Consider the following 5,555-nt stretch of genomic DNA (forward strand, 5'->3'; position numbering starts at 1 on the left):
GCCGCCGTCCGCGCCGTCAGGCGACGCGGGCCCGAGGTACGCAACCGCCGCCCGTCCCCCCTGCCCGGGACACCGCCGTCCGGCGCGGGGAAGGGCCGCGGAGGGGGACGCCGTTCCGCAAGCGGAGGCCGCCGGCGCGGTTCGGCCTGGTTCACGACGGGCACCGCGGGGGACTCCCGCCGGAGGCATACCCATCCCCGCGGAGAGGGCGAGTGCGTATGACGGTCCGGCACGATGCCCACGGCGAGAGCCGTGACCTGCAGATCAACCCCGTGTTCAGCCGTGAGCCCGTACGCGTGCCCCGGTACGGGATGCCGGACGGGGAGATGGAGCCGGACACCGCCTACCAGGTGGTGCACGACGAACTGATGCTCGACGGCAACGCCCGGCAGAACCTGGCGACGTTCCTCTCCAGCTGGGCCGAACCCCAGGCGATGCGGCTGATGACCGAGTGCGCCGAGAAGAACATGATCGACAAGGACGAGTACCCGCAGACCGCGGAACTCGAGGCCCGGTGCGTGCACATGCTCGCCCGGCTCTGGCACGCCGACGACCCCCGCCGGGCGATGGGCTGCTCGACCACCGGATCGAGCGAGGCGGCCATGCTGGGCGGGCTGGCGCTCAAGCGGCGCTGGCAGCACCGCCGCCGCGCCGAGGGCAGGTCGACCGACCGGCCCAACCTGGTCATGGGCGGCAACGTGCAGATCTGCTGGGAGAAGTTCGCCGACTACTTCGAGGTAGAGCCCCGCTACGTGCCCATGGAGGGCGACCGCTACCACCTCACGCCCGACACGGCGGTCGAGCGGTGCGACGAGAACACCATCGGTGTCGTCACCGTGCTCGGGTCCACGTTCGACGGGAGCTACGAGCCCGTCGAGGACATCGCCGCGGCCTTGGACGACTTCCAGGTCCGTACCGGACACGACGTCCCGCTCCACGTCGACGGCGCGTCCGGCGCGATGATCGCCCCCTTCCTCGACCCTGACCTGCCGTGGGACTTCCGGCTGCCGCGGGTCGCCTCCATCAACACCTCCGGTCACAAGTACGGCCTGGTCATGCCCGGTGTCGGCTGGGCCCTGTGGCGGGACGCCGACGCCCTGCCCGACGACCTGGTGTTCCACGTCAACTACCTCGGCGGCGACATGCCGACCTTCGCGCTGAACTTCTCCCGGCCGGGCGCCCAGGTCGTCGCCCAGTACTACAACTTCCTGCGCCTCGGCTTCGACGGCTACCGGCGGGTCCAGCAGACCTGCCGCGACGTCGCCACCCGGCTGGCCGGGGAGATCGCCCGGCTCGGCCCCTTCGAACTGATCACCGACGGCAGCGACATCCCCGTCTTCGCCTTCCGAGTGCGCGAGGGCATCGACCACTTCAGCGTCTTCGACGTCTCCGCGGCCCTGCGGGAACGCGGCTGGCTGGTGCCCGCGTACACCTTCCCCGCCGACCGGACCGACCTCGCCGCCCTGCGCATCGTGGTCCGCAACGGCTTCAGCCACGACCTGGCCGATCTCCTCCTGGCGGACCTGCGCCGCCTCCTGCCCCGGCTGGACACCCAGCACCACCCCCACCGTGACGAGGAGGCGGGCGGCTTCGCCCACGGCGCGGAGACCCGCAACCCCCGCCGCGCCGGCCGTCATTGACGACGGACCCCGGCCGTCGTCGACCACGGACCCCGGCCGTCGTCGACCACCGCCCCTCACCCCCCGACCACGGACCCCGAACCGCCGGCCCGGCGCGACGCGAACCGCGAAGGACCGGCCGACCCCATGGAGGTGAAGGCCGTGTGCCGTCTTCTCGGCCTCAGCAGCGCCCCGCAGCGTACGCACGCCACCTTCTGGCTCCTAGACGCCCCCGACAGCCTGAGCCGGCAGAGTCACCGGGACCCCGACGGCACCGGCCTCGGCCACTTCACCGCCGACGGCACCCCGCACGTCGACAAGGCGCCCATCGCGGCCTACCGCGACCGCGCCTTCGCCCAGGAGGCCCGGCAGGAGGAGTCGTCCACCTTCATCGCCCACATCCGCTTCGCGTCCACCGGCAGCCTCGACACGCGCAACACCCACCCCTTCGAGCAGGACGGGCGCCTCTTCGCGCACAACGGCGTCATCGAGGGCCTCGACCGGCTCGACGACCACCTGGGCGAGGACCGCTCGCGGGTGCGGGGCGACACCGACTCCGAGCGGTTCTTCGCCCTGATCACCCGGGAGACCCGACGGCACGGCGGCGACGTCACCGAGGGCATCCGGCAGGCCGCCCGCTGGATCGCCGCCCACCTGCCCGTCTACGCCCTGAACCTGATCCTCGTCAGCCCGCGGGAACTGTGGGCGCTGCGCTACCCCGACACCCACGAGCTGTACGTCCTGGAGCGCCGGGCCGGCGGCGTGCACGGCGACCGGCACCTCGACCACAGCGGCAGCAACGGCCGCATGCGCGTCCACTCCTCGGCCCTCGCCGAGCACCCGGCCGTCGTCGTGGCCAGCGAACGCATGGACGACGACGCCCACTGGCGCGCGATGGAACCCGGCGAACTGCTCCGCGTGGACCCCGGTCTCCGCGTCACCAGCGAGGTCGCGCTGGCCGATCCCCCCGCCCACCGGCTCACCCTCGACGACCTGCGCCCCGCCGCGGCCGCCTCCCAGCAGGCCGCCTGAAGGCCGCCGGGCCGAGGCCCGGCGGCCGGAGTGTGCCACGGGTGGGGCGTGCCACGGGTGGGGCGCCCCGTGGGCGGGGTCAGGCCGCCGCCGGGTGCACGCGGGTGCGGCGGCGGGAGGCGCGGCGGCGAGGGATCAGTGCTCGCACAGGGAGAACTCCCGCTCGTAGACCTGCTCGTTGTGCTCGTCGACGAAGAACTTGCGCTCCTTCATCAGCTGTTCGCGATACTCCTTGGCCTGCTCCAGCGTCATGGTCGACGTGTCGGACCAGGGCTGCTGCGGCGGTACGTCGGAGGTCGAGACGATCGTCGTCGACGGGTCGACGAGGAAGAACGCGAGGATCTTGCGGTACCCCGGCCGGGTGGGGTCCTCCAGGCGGAACGGGCCGACCTGGTGCTGCAGGACGTTCGGGAACGCCAGGCAGCGTCCCGCCGGGGTGGCCGTCGAACCCAGCACCTGGTTCAGCGGGCCGTCGTTCTCCAGACCGTAGACCTCACGGATGCCGCGGTCGTCGCTCTGCTCGTAGCTCGGCTCGTGGACCGCCGTCCGGAAACCCAGCCGGCTCTCGGTGATGTTCTGGCTGTCCCAGTAGAAGATGCCGGTCGAGACGATCCGTTCGTTCATCATCCCTTCGACGTGCCAGGAGCCGCCGGCGTACTCGGGCTTGTCCGGGTCGAGATGAATCGTGGCGAGCTTGACGATGACCTGGAGACGACGACCGCGCAGGTCGACCCGGGCGGAGTCGTCGGGCAGGGCGGGCGGGACGAAGGCCGGGGCGTCCGGGACGATCAGACGGCGGTTCCTCCACCATTCGTCCCAGGCGTCCTCCCACGCCTCGTAGGCCTCGTCGTCATGGTCATCGTCGTCGTCCGGCTCCTCGGGCTCGTCCGTCTCGTCGTACCAGGAGTAGGGATCGGCCTCGATCCGCAGGGGCCGGTGGTGGACCAGATCGGTGAGCACCCTCTCCAGCAGCGGTCGCATGCGCCCGAACAGGACGGGGAGGACGGAGGCGAGTTCACGATGGGCGACGGGGTGGACGTTGTTGACGTACGAACGGAAGACGACGTCGCCCTCGCCGTCGACCTCGACGTCCGTCGGCAGCCATTGGAACTGCTCGGAGTGCTCGTAGCGGGAACCGCCGGTCGCCGGGCTCGGCCACGCCTCGTCGGGTACGCCGCTCACCCGGCGCACCAGGCAGAAGAGCGACGGATGGACGAGGTCCAGCACCTGTCCGTCGGATCCTGGATGCCAGTCCTTCTCCGCCTCGGGGACCTCCTCCAGGACCCGGACCGCCTCGCGCAGCCGGGAGGTGAGCTCCTCGTCGACCAGCGTGTCGGACTGCCACACCCCGTCGACGGCGGACACCTCGATGCCGGTGTGTTCGTCCCGCAGCTCGGCGTAGTACGCCAGCTCGTCCAGCACGTAGCGCATCTGCGCCTCGGTCAGACCCTGGGCGAGCGCCTCACGCGTCCACCGGGCGACGATCGCGGCGTCGTGCCTCTTGGTGAACCACTCCGGCTTCGCCCGTATCTGCGCGCTGCACCGCATGATCTGCAGTTCCCGCAGCGTCCGCGGTGCCGTGGACGCACCGGTGCGGGAGCCGGCAAAGGGCAGCGGGAAAGGGGACAGGCTGGTCAATTCGTTCGGTCCTTCCATCCGTTCGGCGGCGGGAACGATACTTCAGGACTCGGACACCGCACGCGGACCCGGCGCGGACCCGCGACCCGTCACCGCCGGCCGGGCACCGCCGGCGAGGGGGCCGGCCGGTGGCCGAGCCTGCGCGTCAGGGCGGCCATGGACGGTCGGCAGCAGGCGCCTGCCGCGGCAGCCTCCTTCGAGGTTTCCGTGGGCGAGACGCAGCAGGCGTCGCCCTGCGAGGAGGGGGACTCCGCCGCCGGGACGTCGGCCTTGACGACGTAGACCTCCCACCGCTCGGAGCCGGGGCCGGTGACCCACACCTTGTCCTGGAGCGCGTGGCAGCAGGTCGTGTCGTTCTCCACGGCGGTGGCCAGGCCGACCCCGGCGAGGCGGACGAGCTTCAGCGGGGGCTCGGCGACGGCGAAGTCGGCGTAGCCGTCGCGGAGTTTGGCGGGCTCCGTGCCGAGCAGCTTGCCGTAGAAGGTGACGGCGGCTTCGAGGTCGGGAACGCGGAGGGCGAGCTGTACACGTGACAGGGCGAGCCTCCTGATGTGGTGGACGGGAAGGTCAGCCGCAGCAGCCGCCGGAGGCGGCCGGGGCGGCGGGAGAGCCGAGCTGGATCAGCCGCGGCACGGGGGTGGGTGCGGGTGCGGCGCAGCAGCCGCTGTCGGCCTGCTGGGCGTCGGGCGTGTCGAAGAGGCCGGCGCCGCCGCAGACGCCGGTCTCGGGAAGGACGAGTTCGACACGGTCGGCGGAGTCGATGTCCCCTGCGAGGGCGGCGACCACGGAGCGGACCTGTTCGTACCCGGTGAGGGCGAGGAAGGTCGGGGCGCGGCCGTACGCCTTCTGGCCGACGAGGTAGAAGTCCTGCTCCGGGTGGGCGAGTTCGCGGTGGCCGTGCGGGTAGACCGTGCCGCAGGAGTGCTGGTTGGGGTCGATCAGCGGGGCGAGCTCCACGGGAGCCTCGAGGCGTTCGTCGAGGTGCAGGCGGATCTCGGAGAGGAAGGACAGATCCGGGCGCAGGCCGGTCAGGACGATCACCTCGTCGACCGGGTCGAGGCGGCGGCCGTCCTCCGCGACGAGTACCAGGCCGTCGGCGGTCCGCTCGATCGCCTCGGTGCGGAAGCCGGTGACCGCGTCGGCATGCCCGTCGTCGACGGCGGCCTTGGCCGCGAGGCCGAGGGCGCCGCGGGCGGGGAGCTGGTCGGCGGTGCCGCCGCCGAAGGTGGAGCCGGAGATGCCACGGCGCAGCAGCCACGCGACGTG

General features: G+C 72.2%; 4 protein-coding genes and 1 pseudogene. 2 read left to right on the forward strand and 3 right to left on the reverse strand.

Annotated elements, in window-relative coordinates:
- Positions 1–218: 218 nt before the first annotated feature.
- Positions 219–1,640, forward strand: coding sequence for a glutamate decarboxylase (locus tag HW445_RS17050; RefSeq protein ID WP_180221868.1), 1,422 nt, complete (start codon positions 219–221; stop codon positions 1,638–1,640).
- Positions 1,641–1,781: 141 nt separating this feature from the next.
- The gene (locus HW445_RS17055; RefSeq protein WP_180221870.1) at positions 1,782–2,651 is read left to right on the forward strand and encodes a class II glutamine amidotransferase; all 870 of its coding nucleotides are present in this window, start codon (positions 1,782–1,784) and stop codon (positions 2,649–2,651) included.
- A 135-nt stretch (positions 2,652–2,786) separates the two neighbouring features.
- On the opposite strand, the gene HW445_RS17060 is transcribed toward HW445_RS17055, so the two are convergent.
- The 3 genes and pseudogenes from HW445_RS17060 to HW445_RS17070 all read right to left on the reverse strand — a co-directional run.
- Entirely contained in the window at positions 2,787–4,289 is a 1,503-nt protein-coding gene (locus HW445_RS17060; protein ID WP_180221869.1) for a DUF4246 domain-containing protein, read from the reverse strand.
- 167 nt (positions 4,290–4,456) lie between these two features.
- A pseudogene (locus tag HW445_RS33600) lies at positions 4,457–4,825 on the reverse strand (VOC family protein); the annotation flags it as partial.
- 31 nt (positions 4,826–4,856) lie between these two features.
- Positions 4,857–5,555: hypothetical protein (locus tag HW445_RS17070; RefSeq protein WP_257231125.1), on the reverse strand; the 699-nt coding region annotated here is incomplete at its 5' end.

The sequence above is a fragment of the Streptomyces sp. UH6 genome (assembly GCF_013421635.1).
GTDB lineage: Bacteria > Actinomycetota > Actinomycetes > Streptomycetales > Streptomycetaceae > Streptomyces > Streptomyces abyssomicinicus.

Excerpts from the sequence above, each read along its gene's own strand:
- HW445_RS17050 (WP_180221868.1), top strand. The coding sequence starts at position 219 with ATGACGGTCCGGCACGATGCCCACGGCGAGAGCCGTGACCTGCAGATC.